We start from the raw sequence: 21283 nt of genomic DNA, 5'->3' as shown, positions 1-21283 counted from the left end.
GACAACAAAGCTCTCAATTTAGAGATGGCTTGAGAAGTCTCAACGTTTCTTCTCGACGAACTGAAGAGCATGACGGCGCAAGAGCTTCCCTGCGGTGGCTGCGTTTCCAGACTCGAGAGCTTCAAGGATCTTCCAGTGGAGTTCCTGATTCTCCAGCAAGTTTTCTTCTGGCGCTCCCTTGATACGAGCTCGGCTGCTCAACTCGAAGTTCAACGCGTCCCACGACTGGAGGAGTGCCTTATTGCCGGCCTCCTGTACAAGCCGACGATGGAATGCCATATTCGCTTTGAGGTAGCGAGCAAGATCGCCTCTTGCCGCCCAACGCCGTGCCTGCTCGGCAAGATCTCGAAGAGCTTCAAGATTGAGAGTCTCAGACCGAGCACATTGCTCGCCTGCGAGTTGCTCAAGCACGGCACGCACCGAGTACACCTCCTGTATCTCAGCTTCCGTGATGATCCGTACCGTGCTGCGCTTGAATCGCTCTGTCGAGAGCAGTCCCATGCCTTCCAGTCGGCGGATTGCCTCGCGAACGGGCCCTTGGCTCGTCTGGAACTGCCTCGCGATGTGGAGCTCGGTAAGACGATCACCTGGGGAGAGCTCCCCGGTGACGATCTGCTCATGCAAGTAACGCGTGATCGTGTCGGCCATCGATTCCCGCGTCAATGGAATGCTCGGTTTCTTCACCGCACCATTATCGATGACAACCTTCGCTTCTGGAGCACGCGACGGGTTCGGTCTTGCAGCGCGGCTCATAGGAAACCTATCGCTTTACGTTTGGCATTTTGGAGCTGGGTGCGCTGCTGCCCCGTCTCCTCTGAGCAACAGCGCGATACGGCAGCGAGAGAGCAAGGCGCTCTAATTTTGCGGGAGTTGGGAAGCGTTCCATCCCCCGCCCAGTGCTACCTGAAGTTGCGCACTCGCAAGAATGCGGCCGGTTACCAATGAAGCGGCAATCCGCTCGTCGTTGAGTTGAATGGTCTGATTGGTCAGAACTTCTAGATAGGCGGCCAAACCACCCTTGTAACGTGAGATCGAGAGTTGCGTGCTACGTTGCGCTGCGGCCACGGCACGCTGCTGCACCTCAGCCTGCTCTGCGAGCACCCGCAACGCAGAAAGCTGGTCTTCCACGTCACGGAACGCAGAGAGAACCTGTTCTCGATAGAGCGCGGCTGCCTGATCACGCTGCGCGACCGCAAACTCAACTTGCGCGCGACGTTTTCCCGCATCGAAGAGGACTTCGCTTGCGGATGGACCGGCATACCAAGTCGCACTTCCCGCATTGAAGACGTCACCAATGATGCTGCTCTCGACTCCACCTCCAGCCCCGAGGACGATTCGCGGGTAGTACGCACCCTTGGCCACCCCGATCAAAGCATTGGCTGATGCTACGCGGCGTTCCGTGGACGCGATATCAGGACGGCGCTCGAGAAGCTCTGACGGAATCCCTGTGGGGATGGCAGGGGGATCGCCGACGAGGGCTTTGTCTGCAATCCTGAATCCAGTCGCAGGCACACCAACCAGTACCGCGATAGCGTGCTCGTTCTGCGCCCTCTGTACGCCCAAACCGACCAATTCGGCGCGCGCAGCTTCGAGCTGGGCGGTCGCCTGCTGGACATCGCTTTCGTTTGAGAGTCCTCGTTTCAGGCGATCCTGAGTGAGCTTCAGCATGCTCGTGTAAGCATCAATGGTCTTCTGCAAGAGTTGAGCTTGAAGGTCGATGCCACGGATCTGGAAGTACGTGAGAGCCAGTGTGCCTTGCAAACTCAGACGCACGTTCGCTAGATCTGCAGCAGATGCCTGAGCATTCGCGGAGCTTGATTCAATCTGCCGCCGAATGCGGCCCCAAAAGTCTGGCTCCCATGAGACGTTCAGAGGGATGAGGAAGTCCCAGTAGTATTGCGACGCGTTCGCTGGACGGAGAGGGCGTGTATTAGAGATTCGATTGCGGTTCGCGCTCCCCCCAAGCGAAACCGTCGGGTAAAGCGAGGACTTATTTGCCAGTACCAATTGGTGCGCTTGATCGTAGGCGTGCAATGCGGCATTCAGAGTTTGGTTGGACGCAACACAGCGTTCTTCAAGCTGCGTAAGCTCGGCGTCGTGGTAGAGAGTCCACCATGCCCCGCGGTCCTTATCGTCAGCCGGAGCGGCGTCGGCCCAATTGCCGTTGCGCCCATTCTCACTAAACGAAGGCGGAGTTGGTGCCACAGGGCGAATGTAGTTGGGACCGACTCTGCAACCGGCACAGAGTAGAGGGGCAAACAGCCCAAGCGCTGGCAGTGATTTTTGAAGGTTCATCGGGCTTGTCCTAAGCTATTGCCCTTGGTAGAGACCACACGGACTTCCTCTCCATCCGTGAGTGAGTCTGGCGGGTTCGCGATGATCTGCTGCCCGTCCTCCAGTCCGCTCACAATCTCCGTGGTGGCTCCGAGGTCTCGCCCCACGACAACGGGAATGAACCTGGCATGATGGTTGGCATCTACGGTGACGAGACGTGTGCCCTGAGGAAGGAGAACGAGAGCGCTCACAGGCACGACACGGATCGCCACAGGATTCGAAGCGTGAAGATGGACCTCCGCATAGCTTCCGGGCAACAACTCCCCGGAGCGGTTGTCGACATCGACTTCGGCAAGCAATGTTCGGCTTACCGGATCCACGGCATTGGACGACCGAACGAGCGTGCCTTGGAACGTCTTTCCTGGGTACTGCGGCAAAGTCAGAGTCGCCGTCGAACCGTTCTTTGCAGCGGGCGCATACTGCTGAGGAATGTTGATGTAGACACGCAGCCTGTCGACCTTCGAAATATCGAACACTTGACGGTTGCCCGCGACAAGCCCTGCTCCGGTTGTCACGGTGCTTCCATTCGCGCCAATGAGCTGACCGATGTCGATGTTACGCGCGGTGATGACGCCATCAAACGGCGCGATGATCTTCTCGAAGGACTGCAGTTCTTCGAGACGTTGCACATTCGCTTCGGCGGAGGCGACCTGTGCGGAGCTCGCCTTCAATTGATTGACGGCGGTATCGGTATCTTGCTGTGAGACCGCATTCTCGCCTACGAGATCCTGATAGCGGGTAGCTGTAGTGCGAGCGAGGCCCGCATTGGTCTTGGCCGCTTCCAGTTCCGCTCGTGCTTGAGCGAGCTGTTTGTCGAGCTCCGGCGTCTCGATGATGGCAAGAACTTCCCCCTGCCGTACGCGGGCCCCAATGTCACGCGACCACGATTTCACGTAGCCCGTGGTGCGGGCGTAGATAGGCGCCATTGAGAAAGCCTGCATGTTGCCAGGCAGGACGATTTCATCGCTGCTCTTCTCCAAAGCAGGCGTCGCCATCGATACCGTGGGAGCCGCATTGGCATCGGTGTAACTCTCCAGCTCGCTGGCACTATGCCGACGTTTCAGGATGCCCCAAGCAACGATCACGACAGCTGCAAGCACGAGAACAAACAGGATTATCTTCCTCGCGTTCCCGCCAGCTGCGCCGCTGCCCTCAGAAGACGGCTTCTCTTCAGCTCTCTGGTGGTTCGTCTCTTCAATCGCCATCTTTGTCCTCGAATCTATTTGTCGCTGTTATCCGAAATCTTGCTCGTGTTCGTTAGCCTGCATGCGCTTCTGTCTCGCCTTCGGTGGAGGGTGGCGTCACGCGGTCATTCCGATGCATGAGTAAAAAGAACGTGGGCACGAAGGTGAGCGTTCCTACCGTCGCGAGCAGGAGGCCACCGATCACGGCTCGTCCGAGTGGCGCGTTCTGCTCACCACCTTCTCCGAGACCGAGCGCCATCGGGACCATGCCGATGATCATGGCGAGAGCTGTCATGAGAACGGGGCGGAAGCGGGTGAAGCCAGCACTGAGGGCTGCTTCCATCGCACTCATACCCGACTCCAACTGCTCTTTCGCAAAGCTAACCACCAGAATGGAGTTTGCAGTAGCCACACCGACGCACATGATGGAACCGGTCAGAGCAGGCACGCTGATATGAGTCCCGGTTAGGAACAGCATCCAAACGATGCCCGCGAGCGCTCCGGGCAGCGCAGCAATGATGATGAAGGGATCAAGCCAACTCTGGAAGTTAACGACGATGAGTGCGTAGACCAGAACGATTGAGAAGAGAAGGCCGAATGCGAGTCCCGTAAAGGAGCTGTGCATCGTCTGCATCTGACCGCGGACAAAGATTTGGGTGCCGCGCGGAAGCTTGGCCTTGCTGTCTTCGACGATCTTCTCCAGCCTAGTCGCCACGCTGCCAAGATCTGCCCCCTCAACGGAGCCGTAGATGTCGATCACGGGGCGTGCGTTGTAATGGCTGACGGTGCCCTGCTCTGCGGCGCGCTCAAGCGTCGCGACATTGCTCAAAATCTGCGTTTGGGGATTATCGCCCCTGGGAGCGAGCGGGAAGTTTTGCAGTTCCTGCAGGCTCTTTACGAAACGCTGTGGTGTCTGCACCGCGATGTTGTAGGCCACATGATTCCGCTGGTCGATGAAGAAGTTCGGTGACGTTTGGAAGCTACCGCTAAGCGCAACCAGCAGGTTCGAGGCCACATCACGCTGGGTATACCCCAGCTGCTCGGCACGAGTCCGGTCGACATTTACGTTCCATGTCGGCAAGTTGAACGGCTGCTGGATACGAAGATCGGTGGTGCCCGGGATGCGTGCAAACTGCTGCATCAGGTTGGCTGCGAAGTCGCGGTTCTCCTGCACCTTCAAGCCGACTAGCTGCACATCGATCTGAGCGGGGAGGCCGAAGTTGAGGATCTGACTCACCATATCTGTGGGCAGGTAATAAAAGACGACGCCCGGAAACTGTCGATTCAACTTTTCGCGAAGGGCCGTCATGTATTGAGCCGTTGGTCGATGCTTCTCTTTGAGAGAGACGGTAATGTCCGCATCGGCAGTGCCAACGGTCGCGGAGTTCGAATAGGAGAGATTCAGACCGGAGTAAGGAACGCCGAGATTGTCGAGAATGCCTTCGAGTTCGTTCGGTGGAATCTCTTCGCGGATGACCTTCTCCACGTCATCACAAAGGCGAGCCGTGTTTTCAATACGGACGCCGGTGTGAGCACGCACGTGGAGTTTGAATTGTCCGCCATCGACCGTGGGAAAGAAGTCCTGGCCGAGCCACGGGATCAACGCGCCGATCGAAACCACCCAGAAGAGAACCACAGCGACAAGGAAGGAACGCCGATTCGCCAAGCAAGATTCCAGTATGCCCTTGTACCAAGTACGGAGCCGCTCAAACCCACGCTCAAAGGCGTTTTGGAAACGCGCAAAGATGCTCGGTGCCGCCTTTGTCTCGTGACCGTGTAGTTCCGAATGCCCTTTCAGCAGATACTTGGCCATGGTTGGCACGATCGTGCGGGACAGGAAGTACGACGCCAGCATCGCGAACACCACGGATTCGGCGAGAGGGACGAAGAGGTAGCGGGCAACACCTGCAAGAAAGAACATCGGTACGAACACGATGCAGATGGCCAGCGTCGAAACCAATGCTGGGACAGCGATCTGGGCCGAGCCATCAAGAATGGCCTGTTCGAGCTCCTTGCCTTCTTCGAGGTTGCGGTCAATGTTCTCGATGGCCACCGTCGCATCGTCGACAAGGATGCCAACGGCCAGGGCAAGGCCACCCAAAGTCATGATGTTGATCGTCTCACCTAAGGCCGCCAGGGCAAGCAGGGAGCAAATCACGGAGAGCGGAATCGAGACGGCGATGATGAGGCTAGAGCGCCAGCTTCCGAGGAAGACGAGGATCATCAGGGCCGTGAGACAAGCGGCAATGATGGCTTCGCGAACGACACCCGAGATCGCGCCGCGCACGAAGATGGACTGATCTGAGATCAGGTTGATCTTGAGCGAGGACGGGAGCTCCGAAAGCACATTAGGAAGCTGCTTGCGGATGTTCGAGATGATATCGAGCGTTGAGGAGTCGCCCGTCTTTTGAACGGTGAGCAATGTTGCTCGCTGCCCATCTACGCGAACAATATTGGTCTGGGGCGGAAAACCGTCACGTACGTTGCCGATGTCGCGCATGTAGACGGTCGCGCCATTGACTGTTTTCACGGGAATGGCGTTCAACGCTGCAATCGTCTTCGGTGTGCTGTTGGTTTCGACCTGGTAGTCGAAGTCACCCACCTTGGCATCGCCCGACGGCAGAATTACGTTCTGCGCATTGACTGCGTTAACAACATCCGATGCAGACAGCCCATAGGCCTGAAGCTTGGAAGTGTCGATATCGACCTGCACCTGTCGCTGTTGGCCGCCGTAGGGGTACGGGATGGAAGCTCCCTGCACGGTCGACAACTGTGTACGAACCGAGTTGAGAGCAAAGTCATTGAGCTGCTGCTCCGTGAGTCCCTTGCCTGACAGTCCCAGCTGCACGATCGGAACGCTGGATGCGCTGTACTGAATGATCAGCGGCGGTGTTGTTCCTGGAGGGTCCTGCTTGAGAATTTGCTGCGCTGCTGCCGTAATCTGAGCCAATCCCTGCGATATCTGCACGGAAGGGCGGAAGTAGACCTTGGTGACCGCAACACCATTCAGCGTCTGCGACTCGGTGTGGTCAACATCGTTGACGAGAGTCGGCAGCACCCGCTCGAAAGGCGAGACGATGCGATCTGTAAGCTGCTCCGGTGAAAGTCCTGTGTAGGTCCAAACAACGGAGACCACGGGAATGTTGATGTTCGGGAAAATATCGACAGCCATGTGGGTCACGGCTAACGGCCCTGCGATCAAGAGCAGGATCGATAGGACCACGAATGTATAGGGCCTATTCAGGGCAATTCGGACAATCCACATTCGGCGTTCAACTCCATTCCCTAACCACACGAACCTGAAGAGCAATCTGGAGCAAGCGTCTCTCGGGTTGCGATGTTTCGATTATCTATACTTTTTCCTTTGATGCAAACGACGCCACGGCGCGCTTCGCTCTTTGCGCACGCCGGAGGTGGGAGCTGTGCTCCTATGTTTGCGAGTTCCTTCATCTGCGAGACAAGACATGTCAGCCTTAGGCCAAGACAGACGGGGCTTCGTTTTCCTGTCTTGATCACAACTGTGTGGGGACGATTCATTCATTCATGGACGGTCACGTATCAACAGAGTCTGTTCGAGTTCTTCTACGGAGACGCGAGCAGCGAAGAGCACGGTGCTTCCAATCAAAGCGTTATCTCAAGGAGGACCAGTGATGAGTGGACGCTCGATTCATCGAGCTTTGTATTGCGCGCCGCTCCTTGGCCTCTTCGCCCTACTTGCGCCCTTGACGGCCTGCACTAAGCAACAAGCGGTAGATAGAGTGCAGACTGCCGCCTTGACGCACACGACCTGGGAGTCTCAGTACGATCGAATCGATCCCGCGGACTTGCCCGACAATGTCGTGGACATGATCAGTAAGCAGTGGATGGTGGTCACGGCGGGCAAGCCTGATTCGGTGAACAGCATGGTCATCAACTGGGGTGCAATCGGCTATATCTGGGACCATCCAGCGGCATTCATCTTCGTGCGGAATAGCCGGTACACCTATCAGTTTCTGGAGCGAGAGGGGAGGTTCACTCTCAGCGTCTTCCCTGAGCAATTTCGCGGTGCCGAACATATTTTGGGAACGAAGACTGGACGCGCGTCCGACAAGATCCGTGAATCCGGCTTGACGCTGATGCAGACGCCCTCCGGGCAGATGAGTTACAAGGAGGCTCGTTTGATCATCGAGTGCAAGACCATGATGGTTCAGGACCTCGACTATAACAAGGCGCTCGGAGGCTATCGCGACGATATCGGAGCCGCGTACCAGGGCAATCCTTCCCATCACCAGATGTTCATTTCGGAAATCACAAACATATGGCTAAAGAAGTAAAGTATGCGCAAAGTCGGATGAACCTGGTCCGAAAGTACAGCCGCGATCTGCATGGTCATCTCTCGTTCTTCTTCACGGGGATGATCCTCATCTACGCCATCTCCGGGCTGACGATGAATCATCTCAATCGGTTCGATCCGCAATACGAAGTTGTCGAGAAGCACTACCAAGCGAAGGGAGTGTTCCCGCATCCTGGAGCCTTCACGAAAGAGGAGGTCCTTGCGCTTCTCAACCCGGTGGCAGAACAAGCGAATTACAAGAAGCACTTCCTGCCGAATCCTGACACGTTGAAGGTCTTCCTCTCCAGCGGTTCTACGTTCGCGATCAACACACAGACAGGATCAGTCGACTACCAAGGCTTGAAGAGGCGGCCTCTTTTCTTTCAGCTCTCCTATCTTCACTACAACCCCGGTAGGTGGTGGCGGTGGTTCTCGGACACGTTTGCGATCAGCCTGATCGTTATCTGCATCACGGGTCTCGTCATGAATAAAGGGAGCCGAGGTTTCGCGAGCATACGCGGTGTCGAATTCGCACTTGGCATCCTGACGCCACTTATGTTTCTCCTCTTTTCGTGAGCTTTGAGAGATATCTTGCCGGCGCTGCTGATCGTTGGCGTTCTTTGATGCCGGAGATAGAAACCGTCCGGGTAAAGCTCATGGGCTCCATCGCTATGTATCACTAAAGAAAAGCTTGCATGGAGAGGAAGGAAAGGTATAGTTACCTCAAAATCCATCACTTGCTGAGGAACCTATGCGACTGCTTACTTTCCTTCGCTTCACAGTTATTCTGTTAGGCACCGTTGCTCTGACCGGATGCATTCCTGACCAGGCGTACCAACGGGTCGGCAACCGCTCGCCTCAATACACAGCGCCGGTCACTGGGGCCCTACCATCGTTCCGCGAGAACGTCGCGACGATCGAACTGGATGGCTCAGGTAGCTTGCACAGTTGTTGCGGTCACGATCAGCTCGTGTTCGCAAGGAAGCTCATCGAATCTGCGCGTGATGGGGTTACAGATAAAGGCAAGGTGGTGGTTCTGGTCTTCATTCATGGAAACCAGAACAATGCACGCCTAGACTCCAACAACTATCCTCACTTCTTACAGCTAATGGACTGCCTAAACTCTGGCGAGCTGGAATTCAAGCGACACATGAGTTCGCTGTCGCCAGGAGACGTTAAGAGCCGTTTTGACAAGTTCAAAGGTTCTGACCAGTTCGACTGCAAGCAGCCTCCACCGTCGGGTGAGACGCGTTATGTCGGCGTGTATATCGGTTGGCGCGGGTCGTTGAACACCTGGCGACTCGATTTCCAGCAGCGAGCAGCAAGGCGAGTAGCGGACCATGACGACATCCTGAGTATTCTGCGCACGCTTCGAGACGCTGCAAAACCGAATGCCGGCGACGCCTCTCGCCTCGTCCTGATTGGACACTCATTTGGCGGTTTAATTCTCGAGCGTGCGATTTACCACATGTATCAACCGCAGCCTGCCGGAAGCGATGCGGTACGGTCATTTGCTGATGTGGCTTTAACTTTTAACGAAGCGACGGGCGGACTGATACCCAAACGATTGATCGAGAAGACGAATGGGTACTCTATCGTGAGCTTGACGCCAGGGTCTAAGGGCAAACCAGCACGTCCCCTGCTCATCACTGTGCACTCAAAATCCGATCCATTGACCGGGTCATTCGCAACAGGCGGACGCTTCATAGCGGGCCCACCTCCAGTACCAAGGGCCACGCCTCCCGAGAACGACAAGGCATTTGCTGACCCTGGTTACATACAGGCTGGAGACAAACCAAGTCTTGGTAAGGTCCGTCGTTCCAATCCATCGAACCTGCTTTACTTCGACAATGGCTGCTATATCGGCCAGGACGAGATCGAGGCAGCACGGACCAACGCCGCTTTCATTACGGGTGATCGCCCCGGCTGCGACGATGTCGCGAAGGCCCTCGTCGCCGATCCAGCGCAAGCCGATAGGTTGCGGCTTTTCCCCGTTAAGGCAGCGTTCCCTCAACTAGCTCGTCTCTATCGCCGCATCGAGTACAACTGCAGAGGTTCGAAAGAGCCAACATACAAAGGAGAGAATCGCCCCGCCTGCAGCACGCCACAATCCAGTCTGGCGACCGACTACGATCACCTCCCGTGGAACCGTTCTGCGGACTGGATGATCAATGTACCGCCCGGTGTCGTCGCTGGTCACGGGGGGTACTGGCAGCCGGATTCGGTTGAACTCATCCTCGAACTTGCCAATGTCTGGCCCGTGCTCGAACGACGAGAGAGTTTGCCTTAGTCGAGAAAGCTGCGTTCGAGCACGCGCTTCTATCTTCTCCAGATCTCCGCGCTACCCTCCTCGGATGGCTCGCGCCCTCACAGTGCCAATAGAAGGTTCCTCCCGCGCAGCCGGCGAGCGGGGGCCGGAGCCAGCGGGAAGAGGGTCTGGGAGAAACCGAAGAGGTGTCTCCCAGCACCATTTTTCGAACGAACACAAAGCGGCCTCGGAAGAATCCGAGGCCGCTCTGTCTCGAGGCTATGCGGCTTTCTTAGGCGTGGAGGGCTTCTTTCCTTTGGCTGCGGCCTTGACCAAGGCAGGCTTAGAAGAGGGCGCTTTCTTAGGCTTGGCGGCCTTCAGCTGTTTGGGTGTAAAAACGGCCTCGGCTTCGACCAACAGGTCAGGTTGATCTTCCTGCGGGATGGCCACATGGTCGGAGAGCAGGAGACGCAGAGCGAAGCTGGTTAGCTTCTCGTCAGGCGTTGCTCCCAAAGCCGACGAGACGATCTGCTCGGCGGACTGTTCGGTATTCTCGTCTTCCTTGGTGTAAAAGGCCACGACCTCGTCCAAGTAGTCGTAGGGATCGAGATGGATCAGAAGGCTCAGCACAGTTCGTAGCTGCGCCGGGTTGAACGCCTCGGGAGCCTTGGCGAGGATGCGCTCGAAGGTGGCCGCTCGCGCCTTGGCCTGCTTCTCGCGTTGGACGCGTTCGGCTTCCCTTTCCTGCTCCAACCGCTCCGCAGCGGCTTTGCGCTCTTCGCGCTTCCGTGTCTCTTCGGCTTCATACTCTGCAACACGCTGCTCATGTTCGGCGATGCGTTGTGCAGCCTCTTCTTCTGTTTCCTCCTCGGGTGCGGGTGGCATCGAGGGCGCAGCCGCGATCTCCTCCTCTTCGTCGTCCTCCGGTTGGTTGCTGTGAACGGAGCAATCGGGTTCGAGGCAGACCATGACGGTGCGCCCGAGTCCTTTGCCGAAGACGATGAGAGCGGGTTTGGCGTGAGCGCAAGGTGGCTCGGCGTCGGGGTTATCGGCGTCGGGCAGCTCGCGGTAGTGGTTGCGATTGAGAGCGCCGGGGCGCTGCTCTTTGGGGTTACGCCATGCGGTTTCGATCTGCACCAGCTCAGGACGTGCGGCGAGCTCACGGTCGAGATGCGCGGTGATCTTGCCTTGGAAGCAGGCGGCATCGAGGCACTGATCGCCCTGCACATCGGCGAAGAGGCTGGTGTTGTAGCCGCTACGCCGAGGGCAAGCGAGACACGAGCCAGCGGAGGGATTGAGGTTGGGGTCGTCCTTGTCGAATGGAGCCGTGTCCAAATCCAAATACAGGTTGCTCTGAATCCACGCGCTCAGATGCTTGGCAGGAAGCAGATGGGCTTCGTCGTCCTTCCAGTCCTTACGCCAGCAGTTGGAGAACGCAGTCGCCTGATGCTCCTGCGGCAAACGAGCGATGAGGTTGGCATGGCTGGCGGTGATGCGCTCTTCCACAAAGGCCTTCGCTACCTCGGGGATGAGTTGCAAGAGAGACAACCGCGCGTAGATGTGGCTCGCACTCTTGCCGGACTTCAAGGCAATCGCAGCTACGTCATAGCCGGGCATATCGAGAAGACGCTGGAAGCCCTGCGCTTCTTCGTAGGGATGAACGTCTTCGCGCTGCGAGTTTTCGACAAGCTGCCATTCAACGGCTTGCGCGTCGTTGAGTTCCACGACACGCGCCGGGATGGAAAACTGTTCCGCGATCACAGAGGCGCGGAAGCGACGCGCACCCGCGACGACTTCGAAGCGGCTGCTCTTCGGACGAAGAACAATCGGCTGAATGACACCGTTCATGATGATCGACGTGGCAAGCTCATTGAGCTTGTCCGGGTCAAAGGTCTGGCGCGGGTTGGTGGTGGATTCGTCGATGAGATCGATGGCGATGAACTGGAACGGGCTGCTGTCTTGCATGGTGCCCTCCTTGGGCTGTTGGCGGTGGACGACGACGGAGCGAACGCGCTGCCTTGTCTTCGCTCCGGTGGATGGAGGAAGGTCTAGGCGCTCTTGGCTTGCTGCTGGAAGGCCTCGAAGAAGCGTTGCTGTCGCAGGTTCTTGTCCCACAGCTTGGCGAAGACCTCGTGCTGTTCGTGAAGCTGCGTGTGATAGCAGTAATTGCTGTCACGAATAAAGCGGCTCCACTGCTCGATGCCTAGATAGTCGTTGCGCCAATAAAAGGGGTTGAGATGAGCGCCACCAGCGAAGCCGAGTTCAAAACACATCTCGGGGTCACGCATGGCATCGCCGTTCTGCTTGCCGTAGTGGGTTACGGAGATGGCGGGAAGGCCACAAGGGCCGGACTCATCCATCGCCTCGATCACCAAGGGAAGATAGGGCTGATTGTCGATGTGCAGATGCAGGCCGTGGTTCCAGCCTCCGACAGCTTCAAGGATGTCGAGAAGGATTCGCATTAGGCTGCCTCCTCGAGTGCGGAGGCAGCCTGCTCTGCTTCTTCGTTGAGCGCGGGAGCTTCTACCGCCGCGAGGATGACACCCGAGGCCTGCTGGATCACCTCCAAACTCTCGGCGAGCATGGACGCGTTGCCGTGATAGAGCTGGATGTAATCGGCGGAGGCGTTGATGTTCATCAATCCAATAGCCTTGCCGACAACGAAGGCCACGGCTTCTGCTTCTGTCTCGCGCACAGTCTTGGTGGTGGCAGTACGGCGTTCGGACTTGTGAAGCATCTCGTGCGCGGCTTCATGCACAAGCGTGGAGAACTCCTCGGCCTCGGTCTGCCCGGGCAATAGAGCAATGCGACCGCCGTAACTCATGCCGAGAGCGGGGGCGATCTTCTCGTTGTAGACGACCTGAATGCCCTGCCCGTGCAGGAAGGTTTTCAAGCGCGTGAGGTTGTCGCCGGGGTCGCCTGACGTCTGCTCGATCTCAGGCAGCTCGATGCCGTTGGTCTGGGAGATGTCGAAGACGAAGGTATTGCGGAAACCAAGCAAAGCACGCTCGTTCTGCTTGGTGATGTCCTTCTCAGCTTCGCTGTCCTTCTTGCGGCGAACACCGACGATAGGAGCAAGGATGCGAATGCCCTTAGCTCCTGCATTGACGGAACGTCCCAGATTCTTCCATGTCCAGAAGCCCGCAACGCGAGTAGCCGTGGGCATCTGGCGAGCGATCTCTAAGACGTTGCCGAAGCTGTAATTGTGGAAACGGCTCATGGCCGTGAGGTAGTTCGTGAGGGCTTCCGACTTGCCAGCGTTCAACTGCTCGACGAGGAGCTTGATGTTGGCGGCGATGAGTTCCTGCTTGCTGAGAGGTTTCTTGCTGTTGAGGGTGGCGTTGGCTTCGTGGATGGCGGTGGTGGTCATGGGTGCTTCCTCCTTGGCTGTTGCCGTTGCTTGTCCGCTTGCGAAGCGGCGGCATGGGCACATGCCGGACGCCACGTGGCGAACGCGGGGGTAGCAAACGGAAAGGCCTTGGAGCGGAGCTTTTTGGGGGGACCGCGCGTAGCGTGGGGGAGCCAAAACCCGGAGGGCGAATGGCCTTGCAGAGCGCGAGGGGCAGCGCCCCTTAGGGAGGTCTGGTTTCGACATTCGCGCGCGACAGCGCGCCAATCTGTAAGGGAGGGCGTTGCGGGAAGGAACGTCCCGCTGAGGAGGGTGGCGGAAGACGCGTTCGCGGCTGCAGACAGGGAGGAGCGGCGCTCCTCCCTTCCGGGAGCGACGGGCAGACCCGAACGGTCACAGAAAAACAAGTGAATGAGGAAAACGACTATCGCTTCCGTATACAGAGGGGCGTTTCGCCCCAGCGTCGGGGGCCTGTGAGCCTCTCCCCTTCCACCGTAAACCCGCTACGGCCGGTACGCCGTAAGAATTGAACCGAGATGTATCAAACCAAAATCGAAATCACCTATGTCTGGGGTGCAACCATCCGCATCCGTACCGCCATGCTCCCGATTCGACACGCCGAAAACGCCTACCCGTGGCTCAAGGCTCGGCTGCCTACCGTGAAGATCTTGGATACGAGGAAAGTCGCCTAAGCCGGTTACGGATTGAGCGAGTCGATTGTGGCGGCGAGCTGCCTTGTAAGGGTTCGCCGCCCTGCGCGATAGGAAGCGGAGTCCCTGTACTTCGGATCACGCACGCTCTATAGCGAGTCCTCCAGATTTATCTGACCAGGCAATGACTGCCATCTGAACTTATCGTTGGACGGCTGATCCGTGCGACCGCTACATTTTCGATGACAGTTTCACGGAGCCTGAGCGTACTTCGCAGCGATGTAAAACGCATGGACGCTGATGGCGGGATATAGCTGTCTCCTATGCGGCCTGTGGGTCCAGGAAGGACGGAGTGGTTCATGCGTAAACCTTTGATGGCTGGCAACTGGAAGATGTTCAAGACGCCAGAAGAGTCGATCGACTATCTGGCCGCGTTCCTTCCTCTAGTTGCGGACCATGAACGAGACGAGATTGTCCTGTTTCCCACGCTGACGGCGCTCTCCGAGGTGGTCTCTGCCTTACGCAATACGCGCGTCGCTGCCGGAACACAAACGATGCATTGGCTTGCCGAAGGCCCTTACACGGGACAGACCTCGGTCATGATGCTAAGCAAGATTGGGTGTCGGTTTGTGTTGTTAGGGCATAGCGAGCAGCGGAGCTTTCTGGGGGAAACCGACGGCTCCATCAATCTGAAATTGCAAGCAGCCCTCGCACACGGATTCGTTCCTCTCCTCTGCCTTGGAGAGACCTTGGCTCAGCGTGAGAATGGAGAGACGGAGGCCGTCCTGCGGAAGCAACTACGTGGAGCTGTGGCGGGGCTTACATCCTCGCAAGCCGAAACGATGGTGATCGCCTATGAACCGATTTGGGCGATTGGAACCGGGCATACTGCGGCGCCTGATTTGGCCGGCTGGACCCACTCACTCATACGTTCCGAGCTTGCTTTATTGTTTGGGCAAACGACGGCATCTGCGATTCGCATTCTTTACGGGGGATCGGTAACACCGCACAACATCGAGCAGCTGATGGCGGAGCCCGAGATCGATGGAGCTTTGGTCGGTGGCGCTTCGCTCACTCCAGAGTCGTTCTCGAGGATTGTCCATTACGGCCAACCTGCCTGATGGCCGTGCGAGAACTGAATGCTCGTCAAAGGTTGGTCGACGCTGTCATTCTTGAAGTTGCGGAAACCAACGGGTCTGCATCGACACTTCGGTCTTCGTTGCAGCGGCAGGAAGAGTGATGAACTCGACCATCGAACCCCATGGCATGCGGCCGAATCGACCGCGATTGCCGGCACCTGCTTCGTAACCAATCAGGTCGAAAGGGCCATCGAGGAGCAGCCCCCCGGCGCGAACGAAGCGACGGGTGCAGGCGTCGAGATCGTCGACGTATACGGAAAAATGTTGCAGCCCCATATCGCTGAAATCCGCAGGATCCAGCCGCGTATACCGCGTCAGTTGCATGATTTCGATGTTGGCCGCGTTTCCGAAACGTAGCAGACTGGCCGCACATATCTCGCTCCGTGCGGCCATTCCGTGGGACTGATTGAGCTGACGACTCGAGAGGGGCTGGTCCCTTGTCACGTGAGACTGAAGCACCGTAGCCCCGAACGCGCTTTCAAAGAAGCGTACCGCCGCATCATGATCTGGAACGCAGATGCCGATGTGTTCGATTCCGCGAGGAACATCGTGGCTCACTGGCTGTCCTCCACCTTTGCAAACCAGCTCGTTGCGCCATTCAAAGCCTGATTCACGTTCTGGATGTTGCGAACACCGACAGTCTCCAACCAATCCCGAAACGCTTCCGCTCCTTGCTTGGCATAGATGGCGATCCCATCCTGCCAGGTCGCGCGGCCGCAAAGAACACCGTTGTACTTCACTCCCGATTCGTTGGCCAACTCCAAGGTTTCGATGAAGACCGGATTCGAAACGCCAGCGGAGAGATAGATGAAAGGCAGCTCGGTAGCTTCGGCAGTGTCCCGGAAGAGACGCATCGCCTCGGCTTTCGTGTAGGCCTCCTCTCCGTTGAACGCACGTGTTCCCGACACATAGTTCATCTCTACGGGAACTTCCACCTTGAGAACATCCACGCCATAACGTGGTTTGGAAAACTCTTGCATGGCACCGGCGACGATCGAGGGCTTCTTTTTCGCGTAGGCGAGCGACTTCACATCGCCGCCCTCTGCGTCATATCCGACAAACTCGAGGAAGAACGGAAGGTCATTCGCCCTGCACTCGTCGCCGATTCTTTCGATCCACGCATGCTTCAGATCATTGATCTTGGAGTCTTCAAACGGAGTGTAGTAGAGAAGGATTTTCAAACAGTCCGCGCCCGCCTCCTTGAGACGGCGTACGCTCCAGAGTTCGAGCAAGTCAGGGAGACGTCCCCGGAGTGTGGCATCGTATCCCGTCTTCTCGTAGGCAAGGAGTAGGCCCTTTTCGTTGCGCTTGTGAGACGCTGGCAGCCCGAATTCAGGATCGAGCAAGATCGCTGAAGCATGTTGCGTAAGAGTTTCCGTCACAAGTGTTTTGAACACTTCGAGATCGTGACTTGTCGCCGCGCTTCCCCGCTCGTTGGAGAGAGTCTTTTGAAGTGAGCCTCTTTGATCCATGGCTGCCGCAGCGATGACACCGTTTGTGTTCGAGACCGCTTTGAGACCGGCCAGCTTTCCAGGCGTGAGTTTCATTGAGCTTGTTCCTTAGTCCAATCTTGTTTGTCCTTCTTGCGAAGGTCTTTCTGTACCGGCTTCAAGAAAGCCTTAGTTTCAAGAGCTGGTGTCCGCAGAGTTGCCCACCCCGCTCTCAGACGCCCGCTAGTCCAGCAAGCCCGCACAAACGTACGAGTCACTTGAACAGCGCTTGCCCCAATTGCCTAAGAAGCTTATGCTCGTGAACACTCTTCTGAAAAACAACTTTTTTGAATATCACTCATCTTTTCAGACGATAAATAAAACAGGAATGAAGTCATGGACATCAGACATTTGCAACATCTCATTGCAGTAGCCGACGAAGGGAGCTTTACGAAGGCCGCACGCAAGGTTCACATCGTGCAGTCGGGTGTCTCGTCTTCAATCAAGGAGTTGGAGGAAGAGGTTGGCGTCCGTCTTATTGAAAGAACGACGAGGAGCGTCGCTCTCACGGACGCAGGAAAGGTATTCCTCCAACACGCTCGTGCAAGTCTGGCGGCCATTGAAGAAGGTTTGCAATCGGTCCGCGAATTTGACGGTATCGTCCGGGGACGTCTGCGCATCGGAGTTCTTCAAAGTTTGATCCCCTACCTTGATATGCCACTCGTGCTCAAGAACATTCGAACGGACTATCCGCTGCTTGAGATCGAAGTGCGTTCCGTTACTGCGGACGCAGTGCCGGAGATGGTCCGCTCCGGAGAGTTAGATCTGAGCTTCCATGCGTTACACGGAAGTCCAACGATACCGGGACTGGTCGTGCTGCCCTTCATCGAGGACACCTTGGTAGGAATCTGCGGCGTTGATCATCCGCTCGCGGCAAAAGACAAAGTTTCGATGGACTCGATCAGCCAGGAGAACTTCGTTGACCTCACACCAGGCCGGGCCACACGAAGAATGATCGACCGCGAATTCGCCGTGCGAAATCTTCACCGGCGAACGGTGATCGAAGTAGGAGAGGTCCATACTGTGGTGCAATTTGTTTCGCGCGGTTTGGGCGTCGCCATTGTTCCTAGTGTGCTCGCACGGGCGTTCCCCGAGTCTTCAGACCTGAAGGTCTTGGCGATTGCTGATCGTCAACCTGCGTTGACTCGATGGGGTCTGGCAATCGTGGCGAAGGCCAGGACGAAAGGGAAAGAACCTCTGAGCACGGTGAATCTTTTTCTGGAAGCGATGAGGAAGGCGTCGAAACTCCCGGTGAAGCGGAGATTACGGGTGTGAGCGGCTTCCAGACGATCTTGCTGACATATCGAAGCTGGTAGTGGGGATCCCAGGGAAGCCGATGTAAGGGCAATTCGCACTTCAGAATGTAGAAGATCACCGCCCTCATCGGTAACTTGATTCATCTACTTTGAAGATAAATGTAATCTCTATATATTGTTGGACGAACTTATTTCTGCGGGCGTAGAGTTTGCTCCGTTGAAGTGGACGGTACGCAGAAAGCAGTTATGCCTTTTGAGTTGACCGGCGCCACCTCCACGAGGTTGACTGCATGTTCAGCTCGTTTGCAAAAACTCGAATCTCTCACATAGCGTGTCCTCGCCGAAGAGAGATCGGGCGGTATTACCAAGACGCTATAGGCACGCTGGTTCTCGAATCTACGCCCCTCCCCTCCCTCTGCTCCGCGAGCTCATCGCGTCCCTTTGCGGTTGCAAGCTGTATCGCCACGCTCACGGTGACCTGTCTCGCAGGGAGTTGCATGGCGTCGGCGCAAACGGTGGGCGGAACGATTTCGGGAGCTGCCAACACACGCAATCCGAACGCGGCGCAACAAAGTTCAGCAGTGAAACCGGGAACGGAGTTGAACGATCCACGCGTCATCAAGAAGCTCCCTCTGAATGGCCGACTCTACGACCAGTTCATCATTCTGAATCCGGACAACCTGAACTACACAGGGCAAGTCCTCGATATCGACACGTGGCGCGATTATTCGCTCGTGACGAGCACCTTTTCATCGTTCTATAGCAAACGAGATGGTGCGCAAGTGACGGTCGTCACATCGACTGCGGGGACAGACACCCTGCATGGAAGCGGCTATGAGTATTTCCGGAATAGCTTCCTCAATGCGCGCAATTACTTCGATCCGTCCAGAAAGCCGAACAGTCAGCGCAATGTGTTCGGAGCCACACTCGGCGGTCCTATTATTCCCAAGGTGCTGTATGCCTTCGGAAACTACGAAGGATTCCGCCAGAACCTTGGCCTGAGCAATGTGGCCTTAGTGCCAGACAACGAAGCAAGGCAGGGCTTACTGCCCAACGCAAGCGGCGTACGAGTTCCTGTCACAGTGAGCCCCGTCTCGGCGCAACTCTTGAATCTTTGGCCTGTCGCGAATGGGCCAGAAGTAACGAGCAACGGCCGGATCACCGGTATCGCGCTTGCGTTCAACAATCCCACCCAGCGTGTGCGCATCGATGCGGGCTCGTCCCGCTTAGACATCGTGATGGGACGGCATGACAGTGCGTTCGCGACATACACCATCGACGATTCGTCGGCGAGCACACCAAGCCAAAATCCCTACTCGATCGTGAACGAGGCTCTGCGCCAGCAAAATGGGACTCTCCAGGAGCAACACAACTTCAGCGCGAAGCTTGTGAACACGTTTCGGTTTTCTTTCAACCGCGCCGGTTCACACTTGGTCAGTTCTGTGCGTCCCGACATCCAAGCCATCACGCCAACGCTGGTTCCTGGAAAACCGACCTCTTCGATCATCGTGTCGGGAACAGTCGCTTCCGGTGGTGCTTCGGCGGTGACAAACGCAGGCGCCAACCCTGCTGGGGATAACACGATTGCTAGAAACACGTTTACTGTTGACGACCATGTGATCTGGACGCATGGGAAGCATCAGTTGGAGTTCGGTGGTTGGATTCAACGGCTGCAGTCCAACGACGATGTGGCGCGCGACCTAGGTGGCCAAGCAGCGTTCAATTCGCTTTCACTCTTTCTGGCTGGTTCCATACGTCTGTTCCGGTACACCCCCAATACGACGGGGCTCGGGTGGCGCAACTTCATGGGTGACGCCTATGTCGAAGACAGCTATCGCCCCACGCCGCGCTTCCTCGTCCGAGCAGGCTTTCGGTTCGAATCTTCGACCGGATGGTCAGAGTCTCAAGGTCGAGCCGGGGTTTACCACATCGTGAATGGGGTCATGGATTCCGCGCCGACCGTCCAGTCAAACGCCGTCAATCAGAACCGCGCACTCTTTCTACCTGAACCTCATATCGGCATCATGTGGAACCTCAACGCCAAGGGATCGACGGTGTTGCGGGCCGGAGCCGGACTGCATCATGTGCCGCTATCGGGCTTGAACTACCGACTTGACCAGGCAGCTCCTTTCAACACCTCGAACGCATATACGGCGACAAATGTGTCGAACGCAACGGGCGCGACGCCAACCGTGTTGCCCTCAACGGTTGCCCTTGATATCGCGACACCATCACTGGTTACGTACACGATTCGGATCGAACAGCAGATGCCGTGGAAGAGTTCACTCAGCATCGGCTATCTGGGGTCCTATGGATACAACCAGATCCTCGCGGGCGATCTGAACGAACCGGCTTATACCGTTCTACCGAACGGGACGATCTATTACCCCACCACCGCCAAAGCAAACCCTAAGCTTTCGAGCACACTCTCCTGGTGGTCCGGTGGCGTAAGCAATTACAACGCTCTGTCGGTTCTCTATCGGCACGATCTATCGCGGGGATTGCAGATCAATGGTTCCTACATTTGGTCGAAGAACCTGGACAATGGCGCGGCCTGGACAACCTCCGTGTCGGCGAACACTCCGGCGTTCGTCGCCGTTCCCAGCCGTCCTGACCTCGATTATGGCCCCTCTGCGACGGACATCAGCTCGATAGCAACGATCAACCTCACGTATCAGCTTCCGTTCGGAAGCAAACAGCCGTTCTTCGCAAAGACCAGTCCGATTGTGTCCCGCCTTATTTCGGGTTGGTCCGTAGGAAGCATCGCCAACCTGCAGACGGGGTTTCCCTTCTCTCCTCAGCTTGGCTATAACCCCACGGGCAACGGCGATCCACGGAATCCGATTCGCCCGGATGTCAATCCGAACTTCAGCGGACGACTGTACACCCGGGGCACAACCGCGCAACGCGTGGCACAGTACTTCAACCCAACGGCGTTCTCGGCTCCAGCGTATGGAACGGTAGGGAATGCGGGCCGTGACAGCTTGCGCGGTCCCGGGCACGCTGATTGGGACCTCTCGCTGGTTCATTCAGGGCAGATCAACAAGCGGGTCGGTGCTCAGTTCCGAGTCGACTTCGCCAACGTGCTCAACCACACGAACCTACAGATACCCAACCCTATTGTGATCGCGAATGGTCCAGCACAAGGTACCACCGCGAACCAGACACTCTCTCCCGAACCCGGTCCGGGTGGACTCATCACTGCGACCGCAAACAGCAGCCGCCAAATACAGATTTCGATGAAGGTCTCGTTTTAGGAGACTTCCACCTCTCTCTTAACCACGCTGCACTCGGCAATAACCCAAGTTGAAAGGAAAACTA

Annotated in this window: 16 protein-coding genes; 7 read left to right on the top strand and 9 right to left on the bottom strand. The window is 56.9% G+C overall.

The features are described from left to right. Positions 1–39: 39 nt before the first annotated feature. The 4 genes from PW792_04770 to PW792_04755 form a co-directional block, all read right to left on the bottom strand. Positions 40–753, bottom strand: a complete 714-nt coding sequence (locus PW792_04770; protein ID MDE1161245.1) for a GntR family transcriptional regulator — start codon at positions 751–753, stop codon at positions 40–42. A 102-nt stretch (positions 754–855) separates the two neighbouring features. Continuing rightward, positions 856–2295 (bottom strand): efflux transporter outer membrane subunit, encoded by a 1440-nt coding sequence (locus PW792_04765; protein ID MDE1161244.1) that lies wholly within the window; start codon positions 2293–2295, stop codon positions 856–858. Continuing rightward, entirely contained in the window at positions 2292–3539 is a 1248-nt protein-coding gene (locus tag PW792_04760) for an efflux RND transporter periplasmic adaptor subunit (GenBank protein ID MDE1161243.1), read from the bottom strand. The genes PW792_04765 and PW792_04760 overlap by 4 nt, the downstream gene beginning before the upstream one ends. Before the next feature lie 52 nt (positions 3540–3591). Next, the gene (locus PW792_04755) at positions 3592–6783 is read right to left on the bottom strand and encodes an efflux RND transporter permease subunit (protein ID MDE1161242.1); all 3192 of its coding nucleotides are present in this window, start codon (positions 6781–6783) and stop codon (positions 3592–3594) included. A gap of 385 nt (positions 6784–7168) precedes the next feature. Between PW792_04755 and PW792_04750 the strand changes: the two genes are divergently transcribed. The 3 genes from PW792_04750 to PW792_04740 all read left to right on the top strand — a co-directional run bounded on the left by PW792_04750 (position 7169) and on the right by PW792_04740 (position 10120). Continuing rightward, a complete protein-coding gene (locus PW792_04750) occupies positions 7169–7831 on the top strand; it encodes a flavin reductase (GenBank protein ID MDE1161241.1) in 663 nt (220 codons plus the stop codon). Positions 7832–7848: 17 nt separating this feature from the next. Continuing rightward, positions 7849–8406 (top strand): PepSY-associated TM helix domain-containing protein, encoded by a 558-nt coding sequence (locus tag PW792_04745; GenBank protein ID MDE1161240.1) that lies wholly within the window; start codon positions 7849–7851, stop codon positions 8404–8406. A 175-nt stretch (positions 8407–8581) separates the two neighbouring features. Then, positions 8582–10120 (top strand): hypothetical protein, encoded by a 1539-nt coding sequence (locus PW792_04740; GenBank protein MDE1161239.1) that lies wholly within the window; start codon positions 8582–8584, stop codon positions 10118–10120. Positions 10121–10357: 237 nt separating this feature from the next. Here PW792_04740 and PW792_04735 read toward each other — a convergent pair whose 3' ends face one another. From PW792_04735 to PW792_04725, 3 genes are all read right to left on the bottom strand, one after another. Then, positions 10358–12043 carry a ParB/RepB/Spo0J family partition protein gene (locus PW792_04735; GenBank protein MDE1161238.1) on the bottom strand — a complete coding sequence of 562 codons (1686 nt, stop codon included), beginning with the start codon at positions 12041–12043 and terminating at the stop codon, positions 10358–10360. A gap of 83 nt (positions 12044–12126) precedes the next feature. After that, positions 12127–12540 carry a hypothetical protein gene (locus tag PW792_04730; GenBank protein MDE1161237.1) on the bottom strand — a complete coding sequence of 138 codons (414 nt, stop codon included), beginning with the start codon at positions 12538–12540 and terminating at the stop codon, positions 12127–12129. Then, complete coding sequence (locus tag PW792_04725; GenBank protein ID MDE1161236.1) at positions 12540–13448, bottom strand: ArdC family protein; 909 nt, start codon at positions 13446–13448, stop codon at positions 12540–12542. Before PW792_04725 ends, PW792_04730 begins: the two co-directional genes overlap by 1 nt. Before the next feature lie 515 nt (positions 13449–13963). Between PW792_04725 and PW792_04720 the strand changes: the two genes are divergently transcribed. Both PW792_04720 and tpiA read left to right on the top strand, forming a co-directional pair. Further along, positions 13964–14119, top strand: a complete 156-nt coding sequence (locus tag PW792_04720; GenBank protein MDE1161235.1) for a hypothetical protein — start codon at positions 13964–13966, stop codon at positions 14117–14119. A 317-nt stretch (positions 14120–14436) separates the two neighbouring features. Next, a complete protein-coding gene (tpiA, locus tag PW792_04715; protein ID MDE1161234.1) occupies positions 14437–15198 on the top strand; it encodes a triose-phosphate isomerase in 762 nt (253 codons plus the stop codon). Between the two features lie 45 nt (positions 15199–15243). Here tpiA and PW792_04710 read toward each other — a convergent pair whose 3' ends face one another. Both PW792_04710 and PW792_04705 read right to left on the bottom strand, forming a co-directional pair. Then, the gene (locus PW792_04710) at positions 15244–15774 is read right to left on the bottom strand and encodes a VOC family protein (GenBank protein MDE1161233.1); all 531 of its coding nucleotides are present in this window, start codon (positions 15772–15774) and stop codon (positions 15244–15246) included. Continuing rightward, positions 15771–16763, bottom strand: a complete 993-nt coding sequence (locus tag PW792_04705) for a tagatose 1,6-diphosphate aldolase (GenBank protein ID MDE1161232.1) — start codon at positions 16761–16763, stop codon at positions 15771–15773. The genes PW792_04710 and PW792_04705 overlap by 4 nt, the downstream gene beginning before the upstream one ends. A gap of 279 nt (positions 16764–17042) precedes the next feature. On the opposite strand from PW792_04705, the gene PW792_04700 reads away from it, so the two are divergent. After that, on the top strand, positions 17043–17981 hold the full coding sequence (locus PW792_04700; GenBank protein ID MDE1161231.1) for a LysR family transcriptional regulator: 939 nt from the start codon (positions 17043–17045) through the stop codon (positions 17979–17981). A 478-nt stretch (positions 17982–18459) separates the two neighbouring features. Further along, on the top strand, positions 18460–21219 hold the full coding sequence (locus tag PW792_04695) for a carboxypeptidase regulatory-like domain-containing protein (protein MDE1161230.1): 2760 nt from the start codon (positions 18460–18462) through the stop codon (positions 21217–21219). Positions 21220–21283 lie beyond the last annotated feature (64 nt).

Source organism: Acidobacteriaceae bacterium (assembly GCA_028283655.1).
Taxonomy (GTDB): domain Bacteria; phylum Acidobacteriota; class Terriglobia; order Terriglobales; family Acidobacteriaceae; genus Granulicella.
The sequence above is the reverse complement of the archived record's forward strand: the minus strand, read 5'-3'. Positions and strand labels throughout refer to the sequence as shown.

Coding starts and splice junctions, on each gene's coding strand:
- PW792_04735 (MDE1161238.1), bottom strand. CDS start 12,043: ATGCAAGACAGCAGCCCGTTCCAGTTCATCGCCATCGATCTCATCGAC.
- PW792_04720 (MDE1161235.1), top strand. CDS start 13,964: ATGTATCAAACCAAAATCGAAATCACCTATGTCTGGGGTGCAACCATC.
- PW792_04740 (MDE1161239.1), top strand. CDS start 8,582: ATGCGACTGCTTACTTTCCTTCGCTTCACAGTTATTCTGTTAGGCACC.
- PW792_04705 (MDE1161232.1), bottom strand. CDS start 16,763: ATGAAACTCACGCCTGGAAAGCTGGCCGGTCTCAAAGCGGTCTCGAAC.
- PW792_04770 (MDE1161245.1), bottom strand. CDS start 753: ATGAGCCGCGCTGCAAGACCGAACCCGTCGCGTGCTCCAGAAGCGAAG.
- PW792_04695 (MDE1161230.1), top strand. CDS start 18,460: ATGGCGTCGGCGCAAACGGTGGGCGGAACGATTTCGGGAGCTGCCAAC.
- PW792_04700 (MDE1161231.1), top strand. CDS start 17,043: ATGGACATCAGACATTTGCAACATCTCATTGCAGTAGCCGACGAAGGG.
- tpiA (MDE1161234.1), top strand. CDS start 14,437: ATGCGTAAACCTTTGATGGCTGGCAACTGGAAGATGTTCAAGACGCCA.
- PW792_04750 (MDE1161241.1), top strand. CDS start 7,169: ATGAGTGGACGCTCGATTCATCGAGCTTTGTATTGCGCGCCGCTCCTT.
- PW792_04760 (MDE1161243.1), bottom strand. CDS start 3,539: ATGGCGATTGAAGAGACGAACCACCAGAGAGCTGAAGAGAAGCCGTCT.
- PW792_04765 (MDE1161244.1), bottom strand. CDS start 2,295: ATGAACCTTCAAAAATCACTGCCAGCGCTTGGGCTGTTTGCCCCTCTA.
- PW792_04730 (MDE1161237.1), bottom strand. CDS start 12,540: ATGCGAATCCTTCTCGACATCCTTGAAGCTGTCGGAGGCTGGAACCAC.
- PW792_04725 (MDE1161236.1), bottom strand. CDS start 13,448: ATGACCACCACCGCCATCCACGAAGCCAACGCCACCCTCAACAGCAAG.
- PW792_04745 (MDE1161240.1), top strand. CDS start 7,849: ATGAACCTGGTCCGAAAGTACAGCCGCGATCTGCATGGTCATCTCTCG.
- PW792_04755 (MDE1161242.1), bottom strand. CDS start 6,783: ATGTGGATTGTCCGAATTGCCCTGAATAGGCCCTATACATTCGTGGTC.